This is a genomic window from Bradyrhizobium sp. 154 (assembly GCF_023073875.1).
In the GTDB taxonomy this organism is placed as follows: domain Bacteria; phylum Pseudomonadota; class Alphaproteobacteria; order Rhizobiales; family Xanthobacteraceae; genus Bradyrhizobium.
In genome coordinates, this window is the sequence record NZ_JADPKG010000042.1 from 1 (window position 1) to 26,247 (window position 26,247).

General features: G+C 65.4%; 27 protein-coding genes and 1 riboswitch. Of the genes, 10 read left to right on the top strand and 17 right to left on the bottom strand.

The genetic code is table 11. The features are described from left to right. Positions 1–195 precede the first annotated feature (195 nt). The gene (locus IVA92_RS09095; protein ID WP_247279680.1) at positions 196–882 is read right to left on the bottom strand and encodes a TIGR02594 family protein; all 687 of its coding nucleotides are present in this window, start codon (positions 880–882) and stop codon (positions 196–198) included. 197 nt (positions 883–1,079) lie between these two features. Here IVA92_RS09095 and IVA92_RS09100 point away from each other — a divergent pair, with 197 nt between their 5' ends. Continuing rightward, positions 1,080–1,943 carry an alpha/beta hydrolase gene (locus IVA92_RS09100; RefSeq protein ID WP_247279681.1) on the top strand — a complete coding sequence of 288 codons (864 nt, stop codon included), beginning with the start codon at positions 1,080–1,082 and terminating at the stop codon, positions 1,941–1,943. Positions 1,944–2,190: 247 nt separating this feature from the next. On the opposite strand, the gene metW is transcribed toward IVA92_RS09100, so the two are convergent. Beyond that, entirely contained in the window at positions 2,191–2,853 is a 663-nt protein-coding gene (gene metW / locus IVA92_RS09105) for a methionine biosynthesis protein MetW (protein WP_247279682.1), read from the bottom strand. A 1-nt stretch (position 2,854) separates the two neighbouring features. Then, entirely contained in the window at positions 2,855–4,057 is a 1,203-nt protein-coding gene (locus IVA92_RS09110; RefSeq protein ID WP_247279683.1) for a homoserine O-acetyltransferase, read from the bottom strand. 90 nt (positions 4,058–4,147) lie between these two features. Then, a riboswitch (SAM riboswitch) is annotated at positions 4,148–4,227 on the bottom strand. A 205-nt stretch (positions 4,228–4,432) separates the two neighbouring features. On the opposite strand from IVA92_RS09110, the gene IVA92_RS09115 reads away from it, so the two are divergent. The 3 genes from IVA92_RS09115 to IVA92_RS09125 are packed head-to-tail and all read left to right on the top strand — an operon-like array spanning position 4,433 to position 7,344. After that, positions 4,433–5,281 carry a chorismate mutase gene (locus IVA92_RS09115; protein WP_247279684.1) on the top strand — a complete coding sequence of 283 codons (849 nt, stop codon included), beginning with the start codon at positions 4,433–4,435 and terminating at the stop codon, positions 5,279–5,281. A 33-nt stretch (positions 5,282–5,314) separates the two neighbouring features. Continuing rightward, a complete protein-coding gene (gene hisC, locus IVA92_RS09120) occupies positions 5,315–6,412 on the top strand; it encodes a histidinol-phosphate transaminase (protein ID WP_247279685.1) in 1,098 nt (365 codons plus the stop codon). After that, a complete protein-coding gene (locus IVA92_RS09125; RefSeq protein ID WP_247279686.1) occupies positions 6,409–7,344 on the top strand; it encodes a prephenate/arogenate dehydrogenase family protein in 936 nt (311 codons plus the stop codon). The genes hisC and IVA92_RS09125 overlap by 4 nt, the downstream gene beginning before the upstream one ends. Positions 7,345–7,453: 109 nt before the next feature. On the opposite strand, the gene IVA92_RS09130 is transcribed toward IVA92_RS09125, so the two are convergent. Then, positions 7,454–8,638 (bottom strand): DUF2125 domain-containing protein, encoded by a 1,185-nt coding sequence (locus IVA92_RS09130; protein ID WP_247279687.1) that lies wholly within the window; start codon positions 8,636–8,638, stop codon positions 7,454–7,456. Positions 8,639–8,849: 211 nt separating this feature from the next. Between IVA92_RS09130 and IVA92_RS09135 the strand changes: the two genes are divergently transcribed. Beyond that, positions 8,850–9,461, top strand: coding sequence for a gamma-glutamylcyclotransferase (locus IVA92_RS09135; protein WP_247279688.1), 612 nt, complete (start codon positions 8,850–8,852; stop codon positions 9,459–9,461). Here the strand turns inward: IVA92_RS09135 and IVA92_RS09140 are convergent. From IVA92_RS09140 to ftsE, 4 genes are all read right to left on the bottom strand, one after another. Next, positions 9,458–10,231, bottom strand: a complete 774-nt coding sequence (locus tag IVA92_RS09140; RefSeq protein ID WP_247279689.1) for a lysophospholipid acyltransferase family protein — start codon at positions 10,229–10,231, stop codon at positions 9,458–9,460. The two genes, IVA92_RS09135 and IVA92_RS09140, sit on opposite strands and share 4 nt — an antisense overlap. Positions 10,232–10,253: 22 nt before the next feature. After that, positions 10,254–10,958 carry a YdcF family protein gene (locus IVA92_RS09145; RefSeq protein WP_247279690.1) on the bottom strand — a complete coding sequence of 235 codons (705 nt, stop codon included), beginning with the start codon at positions 10,956–10,958 and terminating at the stop codon, positions 10,254–10,256. Between the two features lie 169 nt (positions 10,959–11,127). Continuing rightward, entirely contained in the window at positions 11,128–12,096 is a 969-nt protein-coding gene (locus IVA92_RS09150; protein ID WP_247279691.1) for an ABC transporter permease, read from the bottom strand. Further along, positions 12,089–12,748: a cell division ATP-binding protein FtsE gene (gene ftsE, locus IVA92_RS09155; RefSeq protein ID WP_247279692.1), complete on the bottom strand. Its 660-nt coding sequence runs from the start codon at positions 12,746–12,748 to the stop codon at positions 12,089–12,091. The genes IVA92_RS09150 and ftsE overlap by 8 nt, the downstream gene beginning before the upstream one ends. Positions 12,749–12,927: 179 nt before the next feature. Here ftsE and IVA92_RS09160 point away from each other — a divergent pair, with 179 nt between their 5' ends. Continuing rightward, complete coding sequence (locus tag IVA92_RS09160; protein ID WP_247279736.1) at positions 12,928–13,806, top strand: MJ0042-type zinc finger domain-containing protein; 879 nt, start codon at positions 12,928–12,930, stop codon at positions 13,804–13,806. Positions 13,807–13,852: 46 nt separating this feature from the next. Continuing rightward, positions 13,853–14,227, top strand: coding sequence for a response regulator (locus IVA92_RS09165; protein ID WP_247279693.1), 375 nt, complete (start codon positions 13,853–13,855; stop codon positions 14,225–14,227). A gap of 157 nt (positions 14,228–14,384) precedes the next feature. Here the strand turns inward: IVA92_RS09165 and IVA92_RS09170 are convergent, their stop codons facing one another. Together IVA92_RS09170 and IVA92_RS09175 are read right to left on the bottom strand one after the other, a co-directional pair. Then, on the bottom strand, positions 14,385–15,536 hold the full coding sequence (locus IVA92_RS09170) for a DUF4175 family protein (protein WP_247279694.1): 1,152 nt from the start codon (positions 15,534–15,536) through the stop codon (positions 14,385–14,387). Continuing rightward, entirely contained in the window at positions 15,524–17,506 is a 1,983-nt protein-coding gene (locus IVA92_RS09175; RefSeq protein WP_247279695.1) for a TIGR02302 family protein, read from the bottom strand. Before IVA92_RS09175 ends, IVA92_RS09170 begins: the two co-directional genes overlap by 13 nt. A 169-nt stretch (positions 17,507–17,675) precedes the next feature. Here IVA92_RS09175 and IVA92_RS09180 point away from each other — a divergent pair, with 169 nt between their 5' ends. Together IVA92_RS09180 and IVA92_RS09185 are read left to right on the top strand one after the other, a co-directional pair. After that, the gene (locus IVA92_RS09180; protein WP_247279696.1) at positions 17,676–18,059 is read left to right on the top strand and encodes a carboxymuconolactone decarboxylase family protein; all 384 of its coding nucleotides are present in this window, start codon (positions 17,676–17,678) and stop codon (positions 18,057–18,059) included. A gap of 144 nt (positions 18,060–18,203) precedes the next feature. Next, a complete protein-coding gene (locus IVA92_RS09185) occupies positions 18,204–19,109 on the top strand; it encodes an NAD(P)-dependent oxidoreductase (RefSeq protein ID WP_247279697.1) in 906 nt (301 codons plus the stop codon). 146 nt (positions 19,110–19,255) lie between these two features. Here the strand turns inward: IVA92_RS09185 and lysA are convergent, their stop codons facing one another. The 3 genes from lysA to argH form a co-directional block, all read right to left on the bottom strand. Then, positions 19,256–20,521 carry a diaminopimelate decarboxylase gene (lysA, locus tag IVA92_RS09190; RefSeq protein WP_247279698.1) on the bottom strand — a complete coding sequence of 422 codons (1,266 nt, stop codon included), beginning with the start codon at positions 20,519–20,521 and terminating at the stop codon, positions 19,256–19,258. 23 nt (positions 20,522–20,544) lie between these two features. Next, on the bottom strand, positions 20,545–20,838 hold the full coding sequence (locus IVA92_RS09195; RefSeq protein WP_247279699.1) for a lipoprotein: 294 nt from the start codon (positions 20,836–20,838) through the stop codon (positions 20,545–20,547). A 94-nt stretch (positions 20,839–20,932) separates the two neighbouring features. Continuing rightward, on the bottom strand, positions 20,933–22,330 hold the full coding sequence (argH, locus tag IVA92_RS09200; protein WP_247279700.1) for an argininosuccinate lyase: 1,398 nt from the start codon (positions 22,328–22,330) through the stop codon (positions 20,933–20,935). 105 nt (positions 22,331–22,435) lie between these two features. Here argH and IVA92_RS09205 point away from each other — a divergent pair, with 105 nt between their 5' ends. Beyond that, a complete protein-coding gene (locus IVA92_RS09205) occupies positions 22,436–23,101 on the top strand; it encodes a TlpA disulfide reductase family protein (RefSeq protein WP_247279701.1) in 666 nt (221 codons plus the stop codon). Between the two features lie 5 nt (positions 23,102–23,106). On the opposite strand, the gene IVA92_RS09210 is transcribed toward IVA92_RS09205, so the two are convergent. From IVA92_RS09210 to IVA92_RS09225, 4 genes are all read right to left on the bottom strand, one after another. Beyond that, complete coding sequence (locus IVA92_RS09210) at positions 23,107–23,301, bottom strand: hypothetical protein (protein WP_028182113.1); 195 nt, start codon at positions 23,299–23,301, stop codon at positions 23,107–23,109. A 114-nt stretch (positions 23,302–23,415) separates the two neighbouring features. Then, the gene (locus IVA92_RS09215; protein WP_247279737.1) at positions 23,416–24,297 is read right to left on the bottom strand and encodes a 3-hydroxybutyryl-CoA dehydrogenase; all 882 of its coding nucleotides are present in this window, start codon (positions 24,295–24,297) and stop codon (positions 23,416–23,418) included. Between the two features lie 195 nt (positions 24,298–24,492). Continuing rightward, positions 24,493–25,437 (bottom strand): FAD-binding protein, encoded by a 945-nt coding sequence (locus IVA92_RS09220; RefSeq protein ID WP_247279702.1) that lies wholly within the window; start codon positions 25,435–25,437, stop codon positions 24,493–24,495. Then, entirely contained in the window at positions 25,437–26,186 is a 750-nt protein-coding gene (locus tag IVA92_RS09225; RefSeq protein WP_247279703.1) for an electron transfer flavoprotein subunit beta/FixA family protein, read from the bottom strand. Before IVA92_RS09225 ends, IVA92_RS09220 begins: the two co-directional genes overlap by 1 nt. Between the last annotated feature and the right edge of the window lie 61 nt (positions 26,187–26,247).

Here is a 26,247-nt window from a genome sequence, read left to right on the forward strand (position 1 = left end):
TGCAGATAGTTGCGCTCAATCGTCCGGTCATAGCTGTTGTCGCGCATCGGATCGTCCTCCGCTGGAGCGATCCAATCAGCGAATTAGTGAACATGCACAATTGCGAGGAGCACTTGCGACGAAGCAATCCAGACTGCTTCCGCGGAGGGATTCTGGATTGCTTCGCTGCGCTCGCAATGACGGCAGCGACGACCGTCAATTCGGCATCACATACGCATAGATCTTGCCGCGCGAGACCGGCGCCTCGCGGACGCGGTTGCCATTGTTGCCGGAGATCATGATCGGATTACCCCGCGCATCGATGCCGCTGATGATCCCGACATGGCCGCCGCGGCCGCCGCGCGACATCACCGCGATGGCGCCGACCTGCGGACCGGAGATGCGCGTGCCGTAGCGCGCGAACGAGCTCGCCATATCGGAGCCCGTGCCCTGATGCCCAGTATGTTGCAGCACCATGTTCATGAAGCGTGCGCACCACAGGCTGCCGCGTCCCGTGGGATTGCCGCCGAGATAGCGGCGAGCCTCGGACACGAGGCCCGATCCGCCGCCGAAACCGCCGCTGCTCATGGCGTTATTGGCCAAGCCGCTAGGGGCTATTCCATTAGTGGCCATGCCGCCGCTATTGGCGTTCGGATCATAGCTCGCCTGGGTGTTGGCGAATCCACTCGCCTGCAATCGCGCCGCGCTGCGCTCGAAGCGCGAGCTGCGGGCATGGTGGCGGTAGTGATGATGTCTGGCGTGGTGCACGTAAGCGTGCCGCTCTGCGCTATGGCGATGATGCGGCCGCGCTGAGGCCGGAGAAACGAACGCGACGACCGCCGCGAAGAAGAGCGCCAGCGCGACAACACAACGCGACAGGCGAGACGCAAACAACTCGAACATTCTTCATCCTTCGTTACACCCCCACTTCCCCGATCGGCCCGTGCACGGCCGACATCTACTTTGCGTATCAGAATCCCGATGTGGCGAGATCAAGACACGTCCTGGGAGATTTTGCGCGGAGGTTAACGGTGCTAGAACCCTCATGCGCGAACTGCAGAACGGCATTCCAATGCCGCAGCACTCTCAGGGAGAACCGCATGCCTTACGCCGTGACGAAGGATGATTGCCGTCTGTATTTCGAGGAAGCCGGCGCCGGCACGCCGATGATCTTCCTGCACGAGTTCGCGGCCGACTACACCAATTGGGAGCCGCAGATGCGCTACTTCTCGCGCGGCCATCGCTGCATCACTTACTCTGCGCGCGGCTACACGCCGTCCGACGTGCCCGATGGCGAGGCCTACACCTACACGCATTTCTACACCGACGCGCTCGCGGTGCTCGATCACCTCGGGATCGAGCGCGCGCATCTCGTCGGCCTGTCGATGGGGGCCTACTCCTCGCTTCAGATCGGGCTCAATGCGCCACAGCGCGCATTTTCGATGACGCTGGCCGGCGTCGGCTCGGGCTCCGAGATCGATAATCTCGACGCCTGGCGCAGGCAGTGCCGCGCCAATGCCGAGCAGTTCGAGGCGCTCGGCTCCGCGGAAGTCGCAAAGGTCACGCGCGAGGCGCCGAGCCGGATTCCCTTCCTGGTGAAGGACCCGCGCGGCCATACCGATTTCTACGCTGCCCTTGCTCGCCACGATGCCAAGGGATCGGCGCGCACGATGCGCGGCTTCCAGGGCGGCCGTCCCTCGATCTATACTATGACGGATGCGATCAGAGGCGTTGCAACGCCGGCGCTGATCATCTGTGGCGACGAGGACGATCCGTGCGTCGGACCGAGCCTGTTCCTGAAGAAGCATCTTCCGGCCGCAGGGCTCGCGATGTTTCCGAAGTCGGGCCACGTCCTCAACCTCGAAGAGCCCGCGCTATTCAACGAGAGCGTGGAGCGGTTCGTCACGCTGGTGGAAGCGGGCCGCTGGCCGGTGCGCGATCCGAGGTCGGTGGCAGCGCATTAGCGTATTGACGAAAGCCAATGCGGGCGCGCTGTCATCCCCCGCGAAGGCGGAGAATCCAGTACGCCGCGGCCTATCGTTTAATTACTCCCGTCTCGGCGCACCGGATCGCCCCGGTCCCGGCTCCGCCAAGGCTACGCCGAGGCCCACAGGAGTGCTCGGCCCGCCGAAGCCTTGGCGAAGGCGGCAAGCCGGGCGATGACAGTTGAGCGCGTTGATGGGGCTCGCCCAAATCTCGAATGACGAGAAACTATTTGCCCCCGCCCCTGCTCAGCAGAAACACGCCCTGCTCGCCGAACATGTTCCACACCCACCATGGCAGGTTCAGCGGCACCGGGCGGCCGTAGAGGTCGAGCGCGACCGAGCGCTCCATCTTGACGTTGATCTGGTCGCAGAGCTCGACAAAATCCTTGATGGTGCAGAAGTGGATGTTGGCGGTGTCGTACCAGGTTGCCGGCAGATTCTCCGTACGCGGCATGTGACCGCCGATCAGGAGCTGGAGCCGCATCTTCCAGAAGCCGAAATTCGGAAACGACACGATGGCGCGGCGGCCGATGCGCAGCAGGTTCTCCAGCACCACCCGCGGCTGCCGCGTCGCCTGCAGCGTCTGCGACAGGATCACGTAATCGAAGGCGTCGTCGGGATAGTTGACGAGGTCGGTATCGGCATCGCCCTGCACCACCGCGAGCCCCTTGGCGACGCAGCGGTTGACGCCCTCGCGCGACAGCTCGATGCCGCGGCCGTCGATCCCACGCGTTTCCAGCAGCTGGAGCAGATCGCCCTCGCCGCAGCCGACGTCGAGCACCTTCGAGCCCGGCTTGACCATCTCGGCAACGAGCAGATGATCGGCGCGAAACTGACCGGACGGCCCCGTCGCAACGCCGTTCAGCGGCAGCACCTCCTGTACCGACATCTTAGCCACCTTTGCCGTTGAGACCGCGGGCCTTGCCCGCGGATTGCAGGAAGGCCCGCGAGATGTCGAAGAATTCGGGGACGTCGAGCAGGAAGGCGTCGTGGCCGCGATCGGTCTCGATTTCGGCGAACGACACCCGAGCGCTTGATGCATTCAGCGCGTGCACCAGCGCGCGCGATTCCGATGTCGGGAACAGCCAGTCGCTGGTGAAGGAGACCACGCAGAAGCGGGTCTTGATGCCCACGAACGCCTTTGCCAGCACGCCACCATGATCGGCGGCGATGTCGAAATAATCCATCGCGCGCGTCAGATAGAGATAGGAATTGGCATCGAAGCGCTCGACGAAGGACGAGCCCTGATAGCGCAAATAGGACTCGACCTGAAAGTCGGCGTCGAACGAAAAGGTCGGCAGCTCACGGTCCTGCATGCGGCGGCCGAATTTCCGGTGCAGCGCAGCGTCTGAGAGATAGGTGATGTGCGCCGCCATCCGTGCCACCGCGAGGCCGCGATGCGGGTGGATACCATGGTCGGCATAGCCGCCATTGCGCCAATCGGGATCGGCCATCACGGCCTGGCGGCCGAGCTCGTGGAAGGCGATGTTCTGCGCCGAGTGCCGCGTCGAGCACGCGATCGCCAGCGCGGAGTACACGCGGGCAGGATAGGCCGCGGTCCATTGCAGCACCTGCATGCCTCCCATCGAGCCGCCCACCACCGCGAACAGCGTGTCGATGCCGAGCCGGTCGATCAGCATCGCCTGCGCGCGTACCATGTCGGGAATGGTGATGACGGGGAAATCGAGACCCCAGACCTTGCCCGTCGCGGGATTGATCGAAGCCGGCCCGGTCGAGCCCATGCAGCCGCCGATCACGTTGGAGCAGATGATGAAGTAGTGTTGAGGATCAAGCGGACGGCCGGGGCCGACCAGCGTCTCCCACCAGCCGGGCTTGCCGGTGACCGGATGCACGTTGGCGACATGCTGGTCGCCGGTCAGCGCATGGCAAACCAGAATGGCGTTGGAGCGATCGGCGTTCAGCTCGCCATAGGTCTGGTAGGCGATCTGGAACGGGGAGAGATCGATGCCGCAATCGAGCCGCAGCGGCTGATCGGCGCCGAAATGCATAACCTGCGAACTCGGATGATCTACCTCGTGCGATCGATCGTCGGCGCTGATCGCGGGACTCGGAATCGACTTGACGCTACCCATCTGAGCATCGACCTCGTTTGCGATCAGACTTACGACCGCAGTGACATCAGGCCATGAAAAACCCGGCCTGAACGATAGGTTCGGCCGGGATCGGAAGCGTCCCCGGCCTGTTTAGCGAGTTTTTTAACGTGGCTGCAAGCCGGCCGGCTCAAATGACCACGGAACAGGCAAAAACTTACTGTCTGGAGCGGTCTTCGTCAAGCCGCGGTCCGGATTAACCCAATTCGTCCCTGATACGTCGCCTGAAAAGGCCCAGCTTCTCCTCGCATTTCTCTTTGCTTTCGCGGCCTATCCTGCCTAATCAGGACATCGACCGCAGCGGTGACGGCACTGACCGATCCGCATTGGAACGCCTCTGAACAGCCGTTGTCAGTCATGTCCCAACGTCCGCCCGCGCCGCCATCGCTTCAGGAATTGCGCAAGGAGATCGACGCGATCGACGAGGGCATGCATCGCCTCCTGATGCAGCGCGGCGACATCATCCACCGCCTGATCCAGGTGAAGCAGACCCAAGAGGTCGGCTCCGCATTCCGGCCGGCGCGCGAGGCCGCCATGATGCGCGACCTCGTCCAGCGTCATCGCGGCATCCTGCCGCTCGACACGGTCGAGAGCATCTGGCGCGTCATCATCTCGACCTTCACCTATGTGCAGGCGCCGTTCTCCGTGCATGCCGACATCTCGGTGAGCGAGCCGGCGATGCGCGATTCCGCGCGCTTCCACTTCGGCTTCACCGTGCCCTACGTCGCGCATTTCAGCGCGCAGGCCGCAGTCGAGGCGGTGGCGAAATCCAAGGGCGACCTGGCGCTGGTCTCGGCGACCTCGAGCCGCACGCCGTGGTGGCTGGAGCTGGAAGCCGACGGCGCGCCCAAGATTATCGCGCGGATGCCGTTCGTCGAGCGCGCCGACCATCCGGCTGCACTGCCGGTGTTCGCGATCTCGCGCGTCGCCGACAGCGCGCTGGTGACTGAGGTCGAGACCTTCAGCGTGCGCGTCTCCGGCTGGAACGCCGAGGTCGCGCGCGCCCTGTCGCCGCTTGCCGAAATCGTGGCGGTGCCCGATACTGCCTTCGACGGCGCCGCCCTGCTGGTTTCGGTCACGAGCGCGACCAGCATCGACAAGATCAGGGCTGCCCTGATCGAGGCAGGGGCCTCGGTGCGCTCCACGGCCCTCGTCGGCAGCCACGCAACGCGCTATACGGTGCCCCCGACAGGGCCGAAATCGTAAGTCGCGAGCCGTCCCGCCAATCCGGAGTTGAAGATGTCCCGCCCCGTGCCGAATCCCGGCATTCTCGATATTGCGCCCTACACGCCCGGCAAGAGCCCGGTGCCGGAGCCGGGCCGCAAGGTGTTCAAGCTCTCGGCCAACGAGACGCCGTTCGGGCCCTCGCCGAAGGCGATCGAGGCGTTCAAGCGAGTGGCGGATCATCTGGAGGATTATCCGGAAGGCACCTCGCGCGTGCTGCGCGAAGCGATCGGCCGCAGCTTCGGTCTCGACCCCAACCGCATCATCTGCGGCGCCGGCTCCGATGAGATCCTCAATCTGCTCGCGCACACTTATCTCAGCCAGGGCGACGAGGCGATCTCGACCACCCACGGCTTCCTGGTCTACCCGATCGCGACGATGGCGAACGGGGCCAAGAACGTGGTGGCGCCCGAAACCAACTTCACCGCCGACGTCGACGCCATCCTCAACGCCGTGACACCGCGGACAAAGCTGGTCTGGCTCGCCAATCCCAACAACCCGACCGGCACCTATCTGCCGTTCGACGAGGTCAAGCGCCTGCGCGCCGGACTGCCGTCGCAGGTGCTGCTGGTGCTGGACGCCGCCTATTGCGACTACGTCTCGCGCAACGATTACGAGATGGGAATCGAGCTCGTCGCCACCACCGAGAACACGGTGGTGACGCACACCTTCTCCAAGATCCACGGACTTGCGGCGCTGCGCATCGGCTGGATGTTCGGCCCCGAGCACATCATCGACGCAGTCAACCGCATCCGCGGTCCCTTCAACGTGTCGACGCCGGCGATGTATGCCGCGGTCGCCGCGATCGAGGACACCGCGCACCAGGCGATGTCGAAGCAGTTCACCGAGACCTGGCGCAACCGGCTGACCGAGGAGATCGGCAAGCTCGGGCTGAAGGTGACGCCGAGCGTCGCCAATTTCGTGCTGATCCACTTCCCGACCGACAAGGGCCAGACCGCGGATGATGCCGACGCCTTCCTCACCAAGCGGGGCCTGGTGTTGCGCGCGCTGAAGAATTACGGCCTGCCGCATGCGCTGCGCATGACCATCGGCACCGAGGAGGCCAACCGCCTCGTGGTTGAGGCCTTGCGCGACTTCATGGGCGGCAAATGAGCGCGCAGGCGCACTTCCAGCGCGTCGCGCTGATCGGCTTCGGCCTGATCGGCGGCTCGATCGCGCGCGCTGCGAAGCTCCAGGGCTTGGCGGGTGAGATCGTCACCACCGCGCGCTCGGAAAAGACGCGCGCGCGGGTCGCCGAGCTCGGCATCGTCGACCACGTCGTGGCGACCAACGCGGAAGCGGTGAAGGATGCCGATCTCGTCATCCTCTGCATTCCCGTCGGCGCCTGTGGCGAGGTCGCGCGGGAGATCGCCGCGCATCTCAAGCCGGGTGCGATCATCTCCGATGTCGGCTCGGTCAAGGGCGCGGTGGTCAGGGACATGGCCCCGCATCTGCCGCAGGGCGTTCATTTCGTGCCGGCGCATCCGGTCGCGGGCACCGAGCATTCGGGTCCGGATTCGGGCTTCGCCGAGCTCTTCATCAACCGCTGGTGCATCCTCACGCCACCGGAAGGCGTCGATGCTGCTGCCACCGATCGCCTGCGCGCGTTCTGGGCGGCAATGGGCGCCAAGGTCGAAATCATGACGCCGGATCATCATGATCTCGTGCTCGCGATCACCAGCCATTTGCCGCATCTGATCGCCTACACCATCGTCGGTACCGCCGACGAGCTGGCGCAGGTGACGGAATCCGAGGTGATCAAATTCTCCGCCGGCGGCTTTCGCGATTTCACCCGCATCGCGGCCTCCGACCCGACGATGTGGCGCGACGTCTTCCTCGCCAACAAGGAGGCCGTGCTGGAGATGCTCGGCACCTTCACTGAGGACCTCGCCAAGCTCACCCGCGCGATCCGCCGCGGCGACGGCGAAGCTCTGTTCGACCACTTCACCCGCACCCGCGCCATCCGCCGCGGAATCGTCGAGATCGGCCAGGATTCGGCCGCGCCCGATTTCGGCCGGCCGCACGCTGCGCTGAAGAAGCCGTAGCTTCGCTCCCGTCATTCCGGGGCGCGCGAAGCGCGAACCCGGAATGACGAGATTTGCGGCTCGAGATTCCGGTTCATTCGCTTCGCAAATGCTCCGGAATGACGGCGAGTCAATACAGCGGCGGGATCTGGCCGACCTTGACCGGACCGAGCAGCACGGCGCCGTCGACGAATTTTAGCGGAAAGCTTCTCGCCTTCTTGCCCTCGAGCGTGCTCTCGGTGCCGATCGAATTGATGCCGGCGGCGACGCCGGCATTGGCGTTCTGCTTGATGACCTTGCCGAGGCCCGGAACGGCGCGGTCGAGGGCGCCGAAGAGATTGTTGAGATCCTGCGACTTCACGCCCGGCGCGACGCGGTCGAGCGTTGCCTGCGGTACACCCTCCTCCAGTATCTTCTCGATGCCGAGCGCCGGGATCACGCGCTCGAGGCCCGTCACCGTCATCTGCAATTCGCCGTCGAGCCGGCCACTGGCCGAGAGGCCGAGCGTGCCGGCCGCAACCGCGATCATCTCGCCCTGCTGGATCCGCGACTGCACGATCTCGATATGGCCGCCGGCGGCCTGGATCTCGCGGAAGCGCTGCGGCCAGGGTTTTGGCGTGACGTCCGTAAGGCCCGTGACCTTCGCGCGCGTGTCCGCCTCGAACGGCTCGGCGAGCAAGGGATGAACGCCCTGGATGCTGCCCTGCGCGACATGGAGCACCGTCTCGATGACCGGATGATCGGACGACGATCCGTCCGCGAGGCGGCCGTGCAGCTCGACCTGCTTGGCGCGCGCGAGCGGCACCTGCACGCTGCCGTCGAGACGGTTGAGGCCGGGATCGTCGAACACGATGGAGGCGCGATCCGGCACGGCCGGCAGACCGACCACGCTGGCGCGGCCCTTGCTCCAGTTCACCACGAAGGTGTTTTGCGTGACGCCGTCAGTCAGCGTCGCCGGCGCGGAGAACTCCGCGATGACGAGCTTGGGGTCGTAGACCTGGGCGACGACCAGGATGTTGTCGAGCTTCGCCGTAAACGGCGTCTTGCTCGCATTCTGCGACACCAGGGCGACGCTGGCGCCGGAGCACTGGACCTCGAAGCGGAACGGGAATCCCGCGATCGAGCGCTTGGCGCAATCATAGACGCGTCCGGATTTGGCCTCCTGCGCGCGCCAGGCGTCTGCGGCGATTTCGGCCTGCGACGCCGCGTAGAACCAGAAACAGCTCCAGGCGACCGCGAGGATCAGGACGAGAGCGGGCGCGATGAAAAGGCCCCAACGGGAGCGACGGCCTGTGGCAACGGTCATATTGGACATGCGGCGACCCTTTGACCCCAGATTCAGGCAAATGTAAGCGAGGTCCGCCCCCGACGAAAGGCGGAGAATCCGCTTCGCTTGGGGGCACGGTTCTGCTAAAGCGCGGCGCGATTTGGAAAAATCGTCATCGCGCTTTAGCTCCTTGTTTGAGCATGATCTTTTCGGAAGACCGCTTCACACTTTTCCGGATCATGCTTTAGCCGTGCCCGAAATGTCGGAAATCACCCTCCCCTCCGTCACCACCGCCAAGGGCGACCTCTGGGTGTTCGGCTACGGCTCGCTGATGTGGCGGCCGGGGTTCGAATTCGAGGAGCGCGTCCCGGCGCGGCTGGTCGGCGAGCATCGCGCGCTGTGCGTCTATTCCTTCGTGCACCGCGGCACGCCGGAAAAGCCGGGCCTGGTGCTCGGGCTCGACCGCGGCGGCGCCTGCCGCGGCATCGCCTTCCGCGTCGCCGAGAAGAACCGCAGCGAGGTCGTCGCCAATTTGCGGGCACGCGAGCAGGTCACCTCGGTCTACCGCGAGGTCATGCGCTCAGTATGGCTGGAGAACGATGCGCGGCAGCGCGTCTCCGCACTCACTTATGTCGTCGACCGCGGTCATGTCCAATATGCCGGCCGGCTCTCGCTCACCGAGCAGCACCGCCATGTCATCCAGGGCCATGGCCAGTCCGGCGCCAATCGCGACTACGTCACCGCGACGGTGAAAGCGATCGAGGCCGAAGGCTTTCGCGACACGCAGCTGCACCAGCTTGCGACGATGCTGCACGGCGATGCGCATTCCCTGCACGCGCCGGCGCCGACCGAAGATCGAGAGAACCGCTAACTGTCCGACCGCGCGTAGCTCGGCGCGGAGCCGATCAAGTGCTCCTGCTCTTTCCGGCCGGCTTCGACGAGACGGCCGGTCGCGTCTTCGATCGCCGTCTGCACGCGCGCGCGAAACTCGTCCTTCGGCAGGCCCGACGGCAGTGGATCGAGGAATTCCACCACCAGCGTGCCAGGATAGCGCATGAAGGTGCGGCGCGGCCAGAACAGGCCGGAATTGAGCGCGACCGGCAGGCACTGCACGCCGCAGGAGGAGTAGATCTGCGCAAACCCTGTCTTGTAGGCGGGGGCAGCGCCCGGCGCACGGCGCGTGCCTTCCGGAAAGATCACGAGCTGGCGGCCGCCGCGCACGGCCTCGCGCGCCCGCCGCGTCATGTCCAGCAGCGCCTTCACGCCGGCATTGCGATCGATCGCGATCATGCCGGTCTTGACCAGGAATTGACCAAAGACCGGGATCTGCATGAGCTGGCGCTTGAGGATGAAGATCGGGTGATCGAAAAAGCCGGGTAGCACGAACGTCTCCCAGAACGACTGGTGCTTTGCCACGACCAGCAACGGTCCCTGCGGGATCTTCTCGACCCCGCGGAATTCCACCTTGATGTTGCAGATCACGCGCATCAGGATCAGCGTCGCCTTCGCCCACCATTCCGCGACCGTCAGCATGGCGCGCGGCGGCAATGCGAAGGTCGGCAGCGCCACGATCGCCAGGCACACCAGCACGGCGTAGAACAGCACGTTGAACACGAGCGAGCGCAGGAAAATCAGGAACATCGACGATCCGATCAATTGCCGGTCAATTGGCCTGTGCTGTGGCGGGCCGCTTCGGCTGCACGCCCACAGGCTGCTCCGACACTTCGGGCGAAAGGTCAATCCCGAAATTCTCCAGCCGCACCCTGAGCTCGGCCGCGACGTACTTGGCGTATTCCGACAGCAGCAGCCGCAACGTCGGCGCCGAAGTCCACCACGGCTCCTCGCGCCATTTGTCCCCGACCACCGCGAACGGGATCAATGTGGTCTGCGGCATCGCATGGGAGAATTCCACCAGCGCGCGGGGCATGTGATAGTTCGAGGTGACCACGATCAGCGATTTGAACTGGCGCCCCTCGGCCCAGCGCCGCGCCTCCGCCGCATTGCCGCGCGTCGAGAGCGCGGTGCGGTCGAGGTCGACGCAGCAGGTCATGAAGGAGTGGTTCTCCGGCAGGGTGCGGGAGATGTCGCTCGCCGTCGAAGTCGGATGCACGCCCGATATCAGGAGCCTCCTGCCGTAGCCGGCAGCGAGCAGCTCCATCGCGTCCGACACCCGGGAGGAGCCGCCGGTCAGCACCACGATGCCGTCCGCCTTGCGATCCGGCACCATCTCGGCGCCGCGCAATTGCGACAGGAACGCAACGAAGCCTGCTGCCGCGCCGATGAAGGCAAGCGCGATCGTCGACACGATTGCCGCGCGCAGCCAGCCGCGCGGCAGTTTTGGCGATCGATCGTCGGTCGGCGAGGTCATGCGATGTCGGTGATCCCTTCCCAGAGGTGATTTTAAGACGTTTTGAGGCGAAGTGGAGTCTGGTTATTGGGCTCTGCGAGCGGAAGGCACACCTCCTCTCGCCGCGTCGCCAGTGCGCTCCCGCTCCCCGCCAGCGGCGAGAGGCGAAGAAGCCGCTATCACCCAACACTCAATCGATATCATTCAGCGTCGCGAACAGCGTCTGGCGGGAGGCGACCGCGGTGATGGCGCCGATCAGCACCGCCTGGACCGCGAGCACGATGTAGCCGGATGGCCGCAGCGAGAAGGTGCCGAGCAGCGCGGCGAACTGATCGCCGACAGGGGTGCCGGAGAACCAGCCGGCGATCGACTCGGAGAAGCCGAACACCAGCATGGCGGCGCCGCCCCCGATCACGCCGCCCTCCAGGCCCAGCCTGAGGAAGTGGCGCAGGAAGCGGTTGGCGATGTAACGGTCGCCGGCGCCGACGAAATGCAGGACCTCGACGATCGGGCGGTTCGCCGCCATGGCGCCGCGGGTCGCGAACGAAACCGAGATGATGGTGGCGATGATGACGAGGGCGAGAATGCCGATGCCGGCGAGCACGGTGGCGTTGGTCATCGAGCGCATGCGCTCGATCCAGGCGCGATGATCGTCGACACTCGCGCTCGGCGCCACCTGGGTGACCCGCGCGCGCAGGACGCCGAGATCGAGCGGCGTGCCCGGCTGCACGCGCGCGATGATCATGCGCGGCACCGGCAGATCGTCCATCGACAGGCCGGTGCCGAGCCAGGGCTCGAGCAGCTTGCCGCTTTCGTCCTTGCTGAACGGCTTGACCTCGACGATGCCGGCTTGCGCGCGCATCGCCTCCGTCACCGCCGCGGTATCGCGTTCGAGATCGCGGCCAGCCTGCGGACGGACCTGGATGGTGATTTCGCTCGCGACCTCCGACTGCCATTCGGCGGCGGAAGCGCTGACCAGCAGCACCGTGCCGGTCGTCATCGAGGCGAGGAAGGTCATGATGGCGACGACGGCGACCAGCGCGCGGCCGTGGATCGAGGCACGCGGCACGATCGGCGACATGTTGCGCGCCTGGGCCGGAAGCTGCGGACGCTCCTGCCCGAGGTCAACCAGCACGCCGCGCTCGTCGGTCCTACTCATAGACGTGCAGCCGTCCCTGATGCAGCACCAGGCGCCGCGCCTCGTACTGGTCCATCAGGCCGATGTCATGGGTCGCGATAATGACGGCCGTGCCTGATTTGTTGAGCTCGATGAACAGCCGCAGCAGGCGGCGGCCGAGCGTCGGGTCGACGCTGCCGGTCGGCTCGTCCGCGAGCAGCAGCTGCGGGCGCGAGATCACGGCGCGGGCGATCGCCGCGCGCTGCTTTTCGCCGCCGGACAGGATCGGCGGCAGCGCATCCATGCGATCGCCGAGGCCGACCCAGCGCAGAAGATCGATGACCTCCTTGCGATAGCTCGACTCGCTACGCCCCATGACGCGGAATGGCAGCGCGACGTTTTCATAGGTCGTCATGTGGTCGAGCAGGCGGAAATCCTGGAGCACGATGCCGATGCGCTTGCGCAGGTCGGCGATCTCGTCCTTGCCGAGCCGCGAGATGTCCTGGCCGAACAGATTGACGAGGCCCCGCGTCGGCCGATGCGACAGGAACAACAGGCGCAACAGCGAGGTCTTGCCGGCGCCGGACGGTCCGGTGAGGAACTGGAAGGAATGCGCCGGGATCTGGAAGTTGAGGTCGCGCAGAACCTCCGGCCCCAGACCGTAACGCAATCCGACATTTTCGAACCGAACCAAGCTCAGCTCCGTTCGAGAAGGGGCGCGGGCCACACGGCTGCACCCCGCCAAACGCGACTAACGGGTTTTGCGACCGTTATGGTTTCCGGTTCGTTAACGCTCGCCCGGTAGCATAAGAGCAACCCGGTTCTCCGCGACCGTGACATCGTCAAGACCAGTCCATGCATCAAGGCTCGTCCATGCATATCGTCTGCCCTCATTGTACGACATCCTACGCCATCAAGCCTGCGAGCCTGGGTGCGAACGGCCGGACAGTGCGCTGCTCCCGTTGCAAGGAGACCTGGGTCGCCCATGCCGAGGATGCGATCGAGGAGGCGTCCATCCCGGCCATGGCTGCGGCAAGCCAGGCCGAGGACCAGGCCGACCTCGCCGCGCAGTGGAACTCATACGCCAAGGACGATAGCACCCCCGACACTCCGGTTGTCGAAAGCCCCTCGATCGCCAGCGACTGGCCGACCGAGGACACCAAGGAGATCGAGGACGAGTGGTCGGCGGCGGCCCGGGCCGTCGAGGAGGACGTCGCCGGCGCGCAGCACCAGTCCTGGTTCCGCGGCCTGTTCCGTCGCCGCGGCGCGCGGGTCAGTCGCCCGGCCGCCACCGCGGCGCCGCGAAAATCCCATTTCGGCCTGCCGACCGGCTGCGCCGCCATGGGCGCGCTGGTGCTGGCACTGGTGATCTGGCGCGGCGACATGGTGCGGCTGCTGCCGCAGACGGCGGCGTTCTACAAGATGGTGGGGCTCGAGGTTAATCTGAGAGGGTTGGCCTTCAAGGACGTCAAACTATCCAGCGAGACCGTGGACGGTAAGCAGGTGCTGGTGATCGAGGGCGTGATCGTCGGCGAGGGCAAGAAGCCGCTCGACATCCCGCGCCTGCGCTTCGCCGTGCGCGACGCGCAAGGAGCGGAGATCTACGCCTGGAACACGGTGCTGGAGCAGACCGTGCTGCGGCCCGGCGAGCGCGCCTTCTTCCGCTCGCGCCTGGCCTCGCCGCCGCCGGAAGGCCGCAATATCGACGTTCGCTTCTTCAACCGGCGCGACATTGCCGGCGGCAGCGTATAATCAGCCTCACAAGATCCGCGCGGGAGTTGGTCCCGAGGTTTGTCTGATGCCGAAAATCCTGATCGCCGACGACGAGGATTCGATGCGCACGCTGGTGGCGCGCGCCATCGCCATCGACGGCCACGAGACCGTCACCGCGCAAGACGGCGCCGAGGCGCTGGAGATCCTGACCCGCGAGGACGGGGCGTTCGACCTGCTGCTTACCGACATCCAGATGCCCGTCATGGACGGCATCGCGCTCGCCCTCTCCGCCGCGCGCGATTTCCCCGACCTGACCATTCTCTTGATGACCGGATTTGCCGACCAGCGCGAGCGCGCCTCGAACCTCAATGCGCTGGTGCATGACGTCGTGACAAAACCGTTCTCGGTCGCCGACATCCGCACCGCCGTGGCGGATGCGCTGGCGGCGAGGAAGGGGTAGCGGGCGGCATTAGCCAAGCATACCGCTGTCATGCTCCGCGAAGGCGGGGCATCCAGTACGCTGTCGCCTATCGTTCGGATCACAATTGTGTCGGAATACTGGATGGCCCGCCCCAGTGCGCAAGCGCACAAGGCGGGCGATGACATCGAGTGTGAGGTCAAAAATCCTTGAGCAGGCGCTCGATATAGTCGAGCTCGATCTGCGGGCGCGAGGTATCGCCTAAGCGGCGGCGGAGCTCTTCGAGGATGCGGCGGACACGCTGGGCGTCGATCTCGCCGGGGATCTTGACGGTGTAGTCGTCGCTGAGATCGCGGCCGTGAAGCGGACGGCCCAGCGGATCGGTCTGATTGGCGCCGCTCTGCTGACGGCCGGCCCGATTGCCGGGACCATCGCCCTGCCCGTCGCCGTCGCCCTGCTGCATGGCCTCGGCCATCTTCTGCGCGCCCTTGCGCAAGGCATCGAGGGCCTTGCCCTGCGAATCCACGGCGCCGTCGGCGTTGCCCTCGCCGAGTTTCGACCCGGCATCGCCCATGGCCCCGTCGGCGTCGTCCAGACTGCTGTCTTCGTCGCCCTGGTCGCCGTCCTGATCGCCATTCTGGCCGGGCTGGCCCTGGTCGCCCTGCTGACCCTTCTGCCCTTTCTGACTCTGACCTTTTTGTCCCTTCTGCGCGAGGCCGCGCTTGGCGAGTTCGTCCTGCAACTTCTTCAGACGGTCGCGCAGCGCCTGCTGGTCCTGCTGGAGGTCCGACATCGACTGGTCGCCCTGCTGCTTGCCGCGCGAGCGGTCGCGCCGGGAGTCCTGGCCCTGCTTGAACGTCTTGTCGCGCAATTGCTGCTGCTTGCGGATCATGTCGCTGAGCTCGTTGAGCGCCTGCTCCATGTCGCTGTCGCCGGATTGCCCGGGCTGCGCCATCTGGAGATTTTCCATGATCTGCGCGAGCTGCTCGAGCATGCGCTGGGCCGCCTCGCGGTTGCCTTCGCGCGCCGCCTTCTCGATCTGCCTCAGGAGGTCGTCCAGATCGCGCTGCGTGATGACATTGCGATCGCGGCTGGAGGATTGGCTGCGTTCCGTCGCCCGCTTGTACTCCTCCAGCTTCTGGATGGCGTCAGACTGATTGCTCAGGCTCTTGCCGGATTCCTTCTGCCTGAGGCTGTCGCCGGACTCCTGCATCGCCTTTTCGGCGCTGTCGAGCAGCGCGTCAGGATCCTGATCCAGCTGGGCAGCGACCGGCGAGACGCCGCAGAGCAGCAGGGCGACACATGCGATCGACATCGCCTTTAAGACTGGCACGCGTGCTAGCTTCCGCATTTCCGGTCCCGCGTAAACTGGTTGGTCTTGTCGTCCCCCGTCTTGTTGGCACGGCTGCTTGCCGACTTCCGATAGGCCTGAAGCTGCTCGCGCAATGTGTCCTGCTGCTGCGCCAGCTCTTCGAGCTGCTCGGGCGTCGCATGCTGGGTCTTCTGTCGCAGCTCGATCGCCTTGTCGAGGATGAGCTGGACCTCCGCGGGGAACGGCTGCCGCGCTCCGAGCGGATTTTGCTCGGCGCGCCGGGCGAGGTCGCGTACCTTGCCGGCCATGGCCTCGCGGAGCTTTTGCGTCAGCACCCTGATCTCGTCCTCGCTGGCGCCGCGTTCCAGCGCCGCCTTGAGCGCGTCCTGCGCCGAACGCAGCGCCGCGTTGACGCTGCCGGCGACGCCGTCGTCCTCGATGGTGACCGCGAACGCCCACATGCTCGCCACCACCTCGCGCAGCGCCTCGTCGGTGCGGGCCGCCTCGAGCTGGGACGCCAGGCTGCGCAGGCCGAGATAGCAGCCGGCATCCGGCGTGAACAATTCGGGCGCGATCATCAGCGCGTCGAGCGCGGTGTAGACGTCGGAATTCCTGTTGGCGTCGAGCGCGAGGATGCGGCGCTGCTCGATCAGCGCGCGCGCGAGCGAGTTCGTGAACAGCCGTTCGGGCAGGCGCATGTTGAAGGGCTCGCTTCGCGCCTCGTTGCCGGCCTCGTCCTTGGCGGTGAGCGTCAGCGTGACCTCGGCGCCGGCATAGGGATCCTCGCTGAGGTCCTTCACCGTCTGGCCGACGCCGTTACGGGTGCGCGCGTTCGGCAGCACGAGCGGGAATTGCGGCGGCTGGAACAGCGGCCGCGCCGCGCCTTTGCCGTCGGCGTCCTTGCTGTTGTCCTTGTTATCCTTGGCGGTATCTTTGGCGCCATACTTGCCGGCATCCTTGGCGTCGGCGGGGCGCAGCGCAATGTGCGCGTCGGCACCGGTGACGCCGTAATCGTCCTCGATCTTGTAGGAGAGCTGGAGCGCGCCGCGTGCCTGCCGCTCGGGGTCCTTGGCGAGCGCGATTGTCGGGGGACGGTCCGGTGTCGCCGTGAAGGTCCATTGCGGCTGGCCGGAGGGCGCGCGGACATGCGCGGTGCCGTCGGCGGCGATGGCAAAGTGCTTTTCGTTGGTGCCCTTGGGCGCGGCTTCCACCGGGGCGACCTCCTTGAGGCCGCCGGAGACCGCGACATCGAGGCTGCCGCCGGAGGAGCGCACGATCAGGGTCGAGCCGGCGGGGACGGCAAGCGGTCCGCTGGCCGGCAATGCCGCGGCTTCCTTGTTGGCGGCCGACAGGATGACCGGCGGCTTGCCGGTGTAAAGCGGGGGCGTCACCCAAGCGTCGACGCGAACATTGGTCGGGGCCAGCACGCCATTCCAGTCAAAGGCGGCCCGGAGCCGCATCGCGCGCTCGTCGCCGGCGGCGAAGAAGGTCGCAACCAGCATCACCATGACGAGTGCACGCAGCGCCCAAGGATCGTGAAACGCGAGCCGCGGATGCGGCAGACCGGCGCGGATGCGCTTGAGCGAGGCCAGCGTGCGCTCGCGTTGCGCCTGCCACAGCGCCTTGGCAACCGGGTCTTGTGAGCTCAGCGTGTCCGTGAGCGTGGTGGCCGGGCGGTGACGGATGCCGGAGCCACGGTCGAGCCGGCTCAGCGCCTCATCACGGCCTGGCCAGCGAAAGCGAATCAACGGGAACAGGGCAGCAATCGCGATGCCGGCGAAGATGACGAGACCGATCGCGCGGGCGACAAACGGCAAGGACAGCCAAAGGCCGGCCCAGGACACCACCAGGAAAAGGCCGGCGACAGTCAAAAGCCGCGCCAAATTCGGCCAAGCACGCTCCCACGCGATGGCATAGGTCGCCCGATCGAGGGCCTGCGCCAGCTTCAGCCGCGACAGAGCGTCGCCCTCGCGGATCGGGTCTGACGGGTCGGGGGTGACGCCGTTCAATCAGCTCTCCAGGTTGCCCGGTAGAGCGAAGCCTACCACAACGGCAGCACTGAGGCATCCATTCCGGCACGGGAGACACCCCTTTTCCCGCATAACACGAGGACGTGACTGGCCCGGCGCAACCCCGTAATTTCCGCGACGCCATTCCGAGGAAAACGAAGGAAACGCCATGGACAAGAAGATGCACGACAAGGGCCTGGAAGTCCGCAAAGCAGTGCTGGGCGAGGCCTATGTCAACAACGCCCTGACGAACGTCGACGATTTCAACCGTCCGTTCCAGGAGATGCTCAACGAATATTGCTGGGGCGCGGTGTGGGGCCGCGAGGAACTGCCGCGCAAGACCCGCAGCATGCTCAACATCGCGATGATCGCGATCCTCAACCGCCAGCACGAGCTCCGCGCGCATCTGAAGGGCGCACTGACCAACGGCGTCACCCGGGAGGAGATCCGCGAGATCCTGATGCAGGTCGCGATCTATGGCGGCATGCCGGCCGCCGTCGACAGCTTCCGCATCGCGCGCGAGGTGTTTGCGGAGATCGATGGGAAGGCGTGAGGGCGAGCCACCGCCGCCGTCATCCCGGACAAGCGTCAGCGCAAATCTCGATCGGCGCGCGCTTGAGCCGCGCTTGTCCGGGACGACTCCGAGGGTGGAGTGCGCATCTTTCACGACAACGAATAACAAACCCAAGGAAACAGCATGGACATCGGATTCATCGGGCTCGGAAACATGGGTTTCCCGATGGCGCGACGGCTGATTGAGGCCGGACACCAGCTCGTCGTGTTCGACACGCGCAAGGAGGTCGTCGACAGGCTGATGGCACGCGGCGCGACGGCTGCGACATCACCCAAGGATGTCGCCGACCAGGTCGAGACGGTGATGGCGAGCCTGCCATCGCTGCAGGCCTCGCTCGAGGTCGCGACGGGCGCAAACGGCGTGATCGAGGGCAGGCGCGCGAAACGCTTCGTCGATCTGTCGACGGTCGGCTCGCAAATGGCTTCGAAGATTCACGGCCTGCTCGCCAAACGCAACATCGTGCAGGTCGACTGCCCCGTGTCCGGCGGGGTCGGCGGCGCCGAGAAAGGCACGCTGGCGGTGATGGTCTCCGGCCCGAAAGCCGAGTTCGAGCTGCTCAAGCCGGCGCTCGACGTGATCGGAAAGGTGTTCTTCATCGGCGAGAAGCCGGGCGCAGCGCAGACCATGAAGCTCGCCAACAATTTCCTGTCGGCCACGGCCATCGTGGCAACGTCGGAAGCCGTCGTGATGGGTGTCAAGGCCGGGCTCGATCCCGCCGTGATGATCGACGTCATCAATGCGGGCTCGGGCATGAACACGGCGAGCCGCGACAAGTTTCCGCGTTCGGTTCTGCCGCGCACCTTCGACTTCGGTTTCGCCACGGGATTGATGGTGAAGGACGTGCGGCTGGCGCTGGAGGAGATGAAGCAGCTCGGGCTGTCGATGGAAGTCGCTGATGCCGTAGGACGGTTGTGGGAGACGGTGATCAGCGCGGAAGGCGCCGAGTCCGACTTCACCGCGGCAATCAAGCCGATCGAGAGGAAGGCGGGGGTTGTGGTTGGAGCGAAGGGCGAGTTGACGGGGAAGTAGCGAAGTGCAGATGCAGCACCCGCCACTCGAGGGAGAGGTCTGGCGAAGATTCGTCGTTAGCAGCTTCGCGCGACACGCCCTCGGGGATTATGGATCCTGGCTGTCGCACGACGACACTGAATTTGTGGCGGCCCGCCGTCGTGCTGTCACAGCCAAGGCGCCGGCGTATCCATCGCGATCAGCTGTTCGACCTCGATGCGCGGGCGCACCACGGCGTATTGCTCGCCCTTCACCAGCACCTCCGGCACCAGCGGCCGCGTGTTGTAGGTGCCCGCCTGCACCGCGCCATAGGCGCCGGCGGTCATGATGGCGAGCAGATCGCCCGCCTTTGGCGTCGGCAGCGTGCGGTCGAGGGCGAGATAGTCGCCGGTCTCGCAGACCGGGCCGACGACGTCGGCCGTGATGGTGGCCGCGTCCTTGGCGGGCTGCGTCACCGGCAGGATGTCGTGATGCGCCTCGTACAGCGTCGGGCGGATCAAATCGTTCATGGCAGCGTCGATGATGACGAAATTCTTGCCGTCGCCATGCTTCACGTAGATGACCTTCGTGACCAGGATGCCGGCATTGCCGACGATCATGCGCCCCGGCTCGAACATCAGCGTGCAGCCGAGATTGTGGCTGACGCGCTTGACCATGGCGGCGTACGCGTCGGGTGCCGGCGGCGCCTCGCGATCCATGTAATAGGGAATGCCGAGGCCGCCGCCGAAATCGACATGCGAGATGTTGTGGCCGTCGGCGCGCAGCGTCTGCACGAACTCGGAGAGGATCCGGAACGCGGTCTCCATCTTGGAGAGGTCGGTGATCTGGCTGCCGATATGCACGTCGGTGCCAGTCACCTCGATGCCCGGGAGTCTTGCGGCGCGGGCATAGACCTCGCGGGCATGAGCGATCGGAATGCCGAACTTGTTCTCGGACCTACCGGTGGAGATTTTTGCATGCGTGCCGGCATCGACGTCGGGGTTGACGCGCACGGAGATGCGCGCGGTCTTGCCCATCTCGGTCGCAAGTCGCGACAAGAGCTCGAGCTCGGGCTCGGATTCGACGTTGAGACAGAGGATGTCGGCGGCAAGCGCAGCGCGCAATTCGGTTTCCGTCTTGCCAACGCCCGAGAACAGGATCTTAGCTGGGGGGATGCCCGCGGCCAGCGCACGCTTCAACTCGCCGCCCGAGACGACGTCGGCGCCGGCGCCTAACTTGGCCAGCGTGCGCAGCACCGACTGGTTGGAGTTCGCCTTCATGGCGTAGCAGACCAGCACCTTCTCGCCGGCGAAGGCCTCCGTGAAGACGCGGTAGTGCCGCTCCAGCGTCGCGGTCGAATAGCAATAGAAGGGCGTGCCGACGGTTGCGGCCAGCTCGGACAGGTTCACCGCCTCGGCGTGCAGCACGCCGTTGCGATAGTCGAAATGGTTCATGGCGCAGGCTCGGTTGTCCCGGCTTATTTCCGGCCGGGAGGTTCGTCCAGGAGCGGGTCGAGAATAAACGATTTCTTCCTGCCCTTGGCCGCCGCGGGCGCGGCGTCCACACCGTAGGTGGGATTGAACACGCTCGGCGTCCCCTGGGCTTCGGTCTCGGTGTCGGTCGGCGCCGCACCGTTGGCCGTGGGCGCATTGGAGGCGGTCGGCGGCAGATCCAGCGGACCCTTGCGTCCGCAGCCGGCGAGCGCCAGCGCCGTCAGACTAAGGACAATGATGGCCCACCCCGAGCCGGCCGGGCGAAACTTTGACGTCACGACGAAATCCCCACTACGCGGCGCGCACCATACAGAGATTGGTGCGCTCTGGCGAGAGCCCGCATGACCATGAAAAACAAGCCAAATTTTGCCATTAGCCCGCTTTTCGCTGCTTTTCCAGCCGCTTCGCCCAAGCCTTGGCCTGCGACGCCACGTTCTTCGGCGCGGTGCCGCCAAAGCTGGTCCGGCTCTTCACCGACGATTCGACCGAGAGCACGCCGAGCACGTCTTTGGTGATCTTGGGCTCGATCGCCTGCATCTCCTTCAGCGGCAGCTCGTGCAGCGCGACGCCGCCTTCGGCGGCCTTGGCCACGATCCGGCCGGTGACGTGGTGGGCCTCGCGGAACGGCATCTTCAGCGTCCGCACCAACCAGTCGGCGAGATCGGTCGCGGTGGCGTAACCCTCGCCCGCGGCCGCCTTCATCCTCGCTTCGTCGGGCGCGAGGTCGCGGACCATGCCGGTCATCGCGCGGATCGCCAGCGACAACGCGGCAAAACCTTCCATCGCGCCCTGCTTGTCCTCCTGCATGTCCTTTTGATAGGCGAGCGGCAGGCCCTTCATCACGATCAGAAGACCGTTGAGCGCGCCGATCACGCGGCCGGTCTTGGCGCGCACGAGCTCGGCGGCATCCGGGTTGCGCTTCTGCGGCATGATCGAGGAGCCGGTCGTGAATTTATCGCTGAGGCGGATGAGGCCAACCAGCGGCGAGGTCCAGATCACGATCTCTTCGGCAAAGCGCGACATGTGCACGGCGCAGATCGAGGCTGCCGACAGCGTCTCCAGCACGAAGTCGCGATCGGACACCGCATCGAGCGAGTTCGCCATCGGCCGGTCGAAGAGGAGCGCCTTCGCGGTGGCGTGGCGGTCGATCGGGAACGAGGTGCCGGCCAGGGCGGCCGCGCCCAGAGGCGATTCATTGAGCCGCTTGCGCGCGTCCTGAAAGCGGCCGCGGTCGCGCGCGGCCATCTCGACATAGGCAAGCAGGTGGTGGCCGAAAGTGACGGGCTGCGCAGTCTGCAGATGCGTGAAGCCGGGCATCACGGTCGCGGCGTGCTCCAGCGCGCGCTCCACCAGCGCCTGCTGGAACGCGGCCAGCGCAGCATCGGTCTCGTCGATGACGTCGCGGACGAACAGGCGAAAATCGGTCGCGACCTGGTCGTTGCGCGAGCGCGCCGTGTGCAGCCTTCCGGCGGCGGGGCCGATCAGCTCGGACAGCCGGCTCTCGACATTCATGTGAATGTCCTCGAGCGCGCGCTTGAACGCGAAGCCGCCCTTGCCGATCTCTGACAAAATCGTGTCTAGACCCTTGCCGATATTTTTCGCATCAGAGGCGGTGATGATGCCCTGGCTGGCGAGCATCGCGGCGTGGGCCTTGGACGCGGCAATGTCCTGGGCGAACAGGTGACGATCGACGTCGATAGAAACGTTGATCTCCTCCATGATCTCATCGGGACGTTCCGAGAACCGGCCGCCCCACATCTTGTTGCTCATGATCCCCTGCTCACGCCTTGCCTGTCGCTAGTCACGTTTGCTGGCCGCGGCCAGCCGTATTAAGAGGCCCCTGATAGCCACATCTGCGACCGGATGACAAACGATATGCTCGACAAGACGCCCTCCGCCACGCGCCGAATCCCCCTCGTCATCGCCATTGTGGCGATCGGGGGTCTGGCGGGCTTCGCCGCGCTGTACGGGCTGGGCCTGAGCCGGGCGCCGTCAGGCGATCCGGTCTGCCGGTCCGCGGTGGCGACCGCGCAGAAGATCGCCCCGCTCGCCCATGGCGAGGTGGCGGCGCTGACCATGGCGAGCGTCCCCTTCAAGCTGCCAGACCTCGTCTTCGAGGACGCCGACGGCAAGCCGAAGAAGCTGTCTGATTTCCGCGGCAAGACGCTGCTGGTGAACCTGTGGGCCACCTGGTGCGTGCCCTGCCGCAAGGAGATGCCGGCGCTGGATGAGCTCCAGGGCAAGCTGTCGGGCCCGAATTTCGAGGTGGTGGCGATCAACATCGACACCCGCGATCCCGAGAAGCCCAAGACCTTCCTGAGAGAGGCCAATCTGACCCGGCTCGGCTATTTCAGCGATCAGAAAGCCAAGGTTTTTCAGGATCTTAAAGCTGTAGGCCGGGCCTTGGGGATGCCGACATCGGTGCTGGTCGACCCGCAAGGCTGCGAGATCGCGACGATTGCGGGGCCGGCGGAGTGGGCGAGCGAGGACGCGCTCAAGCTGATCCGGGCGGCGACGGGCAAAGCTGCCGCGTCGCTTTAGAGAATTTAGGCCGTGACGTTGAGATTGCCGCCGACGCCGGGGCCTACATTGGCGAGCGAAGGCTGGCCGGCGCCCATCAGCGTCAGGACGGTGGATTTCTCCATGTCCATGTTCTGCTTGGTCAGCGTCGCCGCGATATTCGATTGCAGCGCGCCTTGCTGAGCGGCCAGCATGGTGCTGACCATTGCCATCATGTCCATTACGCGAACCCTCGTACGGCCCTAACCTAGGCGTGAGGGGTTAATGAGAGGTGAGCGAGTTTCCGTGTCCTGGCTCGGCAGCGCTCCGCGCTGCGCCCGGGGCACGAGAGTACCTTACCGCGTCGGCACCGGCTTGGCGCCGCGATAGTCGTAGAAGCCGCGCTGGGTCTTGCGGCCGAGCCAGCCGGCTTCGACGTATTTCACCAGCAGCGGGCACGGGCGGTACTTGGAGTCGGCCAGCCCCTCATGCAGCACCTGCATGATGGAGAGGCAGGTGTCGAGGCCGATGAAATCGGCGAGCTCTAGCGGGCCCATGGGATGATGGGCCCCTAACTTCATCGCGGCATCGATCGCCTCGACATTGCCGACGCCTTCGTACAGCGTGTAGATCGCCTCGTTGATCATCGGCAGCAGGATGCGGTTGACAATAAAGGCCGGGAAATCCTCGGAGACTGCGACCTGCTTGCCGAGCCTGGCGACGAATTCCTTGGATGCCTCGAAGGTCGCATCATCGGTGGCGATGCCGCGGATCAGCTCGACCAGCTCCATCAGCGGCACCGGATTCATGAAGTGAATGCCGATGAAGCGCTCCGGCCGGTCGGTGGCGGCGGCGAGCCGCGTGATCGAGATCGACGACGTGTCGGAGGCGACGATCGCCTCCGGCTTCAACACCGCGCACAGTTCGTGGAAGATCTTGCGCTTGACCTCTTCCTTCTCGACCGCGGTCTCGATCACGAGGTCGCAGTCGGCGAGGTCGTCCAGCTTCTCGGCAAGCTTGATGCGCGCGAGCGCCTTGGCCTTGTCGTCTTCGGTGACGGCCTTTTTGGAGACCTGTCGCGCCAGATTGCCGTTGATGGTGGCCATGCCCGACTTGAGGCGGTCGGCCGAGACGTCATTGAGCACCACGTCGAAGCCGGCCAGCGCCGCAACATGCGCAATGCCGTTGCCCATCTGACCCGCGCCGATCACGCCGACCTTCTTGATCACTGCCGCCATCATGTCATCCACCGGAACGGCGCGCGACGAGCGCGCCCTGCCTATCCCCTCGAGCCGGGAGATCCGATTTAATCAGAACCCTGGCTCGAAACCTAGATTGGATCGCCTCGAAGGCGTGCCCCACGCCAAAGAATACGCCTCAGAAAAGCAACACCGGCCGGAGTTTATAGCTCCGGCCGGTGTTTTTAGCCCGTTTTACTTGCCGAGCTTGCCGAGTTCGGCCGTCAGCTCCGGAACCGCTTGGTAGAGGTCCGCCACCAGGCCGTAATCGGCGACCTGGAAGATCGGCGCGTCCTCGTCCTTGTTGATCGCGACGATCACCTTGGAGTCCTTCATGCCGGCCAGATGCTGGATCGCGCCGGAAATGCCCACCGCGACATAGAGCTCGGGAGCCACGACCTTGCCGGTTTGGCCGACCTGCCAGTCGTTCGGCGCATAGCCCGCGTCGACCGCCGCGCGCGAGGCACCGACGCCGGCGCCCAGCTTGTCGGCGAGCGGCTCGATGTACTTTGCGAAATTCTCGCGGCTCTGCATGGCGCGGCCACCAGACACGATGATCTTGGCCGAGGTCAGTTCCGGACGGTCGCTCTTGGCGACTTCCTCGCCGACGAACGTCGACAGGCCCGGATCGGCGGCCGCCGCGACGTTCTCGACGGGCGCACTGCCGCCCTCGCCTGCTGCGGCAAAGGTAGAGGTGCGCACCGTGATGACCTTCTTGGCGTCCTTCGACTTCACCGTCTGGATGGCGTTGCCGGCATAGATCGGGCGCTCGAAGGTATCGGGGGCGACCACCTTGATGATCTCCGAGACCTGCATGACGTCGAGCAGGGCTGCTACACGCGGCATCACGTTCTTGAAGCGCGAGGTCGCGGGCGCGACGATCGCGTCATAGCTGGACGCCAGCGACACGACCAGCGCGGCCAGCGGCTCGGCGAGATCGTGCGCGTAGAGCTCGCCATCGGCGAGCAGCACCTTCTTGACGCCGGCAAGCTTGGCGGCGGCATCCGCCGCGGCCTTGGCGTTCAGGCCGGCCACCAGCACCTCGACCTCCGCGCCGAGCGCGGCAGCCGCAGTGAGCGCCTTGTTGGTCGCATCCTTCAACGACGCATTGTCGTGTTCGGCAATCAGAAGCGTCGTCATCAGAGCACCCCGGCTTCGTTCTTGAGTTTCGACACCAGCTCGGCGACGTCCTTGACCTTGACGCCTGCCTTGCGGCCCGCCGGCTCCGTCGTCTTGAGAATCTCGAGGCGCGCAGCGACGTCGACGCCGTAATCGGCGACGGTCTTTTCCGCGATCGGCTTCTTCTTGGCCTTCATGATGTTGGGCAGCGAGGCATAGCGCGGCTCGTTGAGACGCAGATCGGTGGTGACGATCGCCGGTCCCTTCAGCTTCACGGTCTGGAGGCCGCCATCGACTTCGCGCGTGACCTTGAACTCAGAACCTTCGACCTCGAGCTTGGAGGCGAAGGTCGCCTGCGACCAGCCGAGCAGCGCGGCCAGCATCTGGCCGGTCTGATTGGAGTCGTCGTCGATTGCCTGCTTGCCGAGGATGATCAGGCCCGGCTGCTCTTCTTCGGCAACCCTCTTCAGAATCTTGGCCACCGCGAGCGGCTCGACGTTGCCATCGACCTTCACCAGGATGCCGCGGTCGGCGCCCATGGCGAGGCCGGTGCGGATCGTCTCCGACGCCTGTGCGGGTCCGATCGAGACCACCACGATCTCGGTCGCTTTGCCGCCTTCCTTCAGGCGCAGCGCTTCCTCGACCGCGATTTCATCGAACGGGTTCATGGACATTTTGACGTTGGCGAGTTCAACGCCCGATCCATCGCCCTTGACGCGGACCTTGACGTTGTAATCGACCACCCGCTTTACCGGCACTAAGACCTTCATCGATCCTCTTTCACTCAATTTGGGAAGGGGTTATCAACTGGCGCGGAACCTAAAGGCCTGA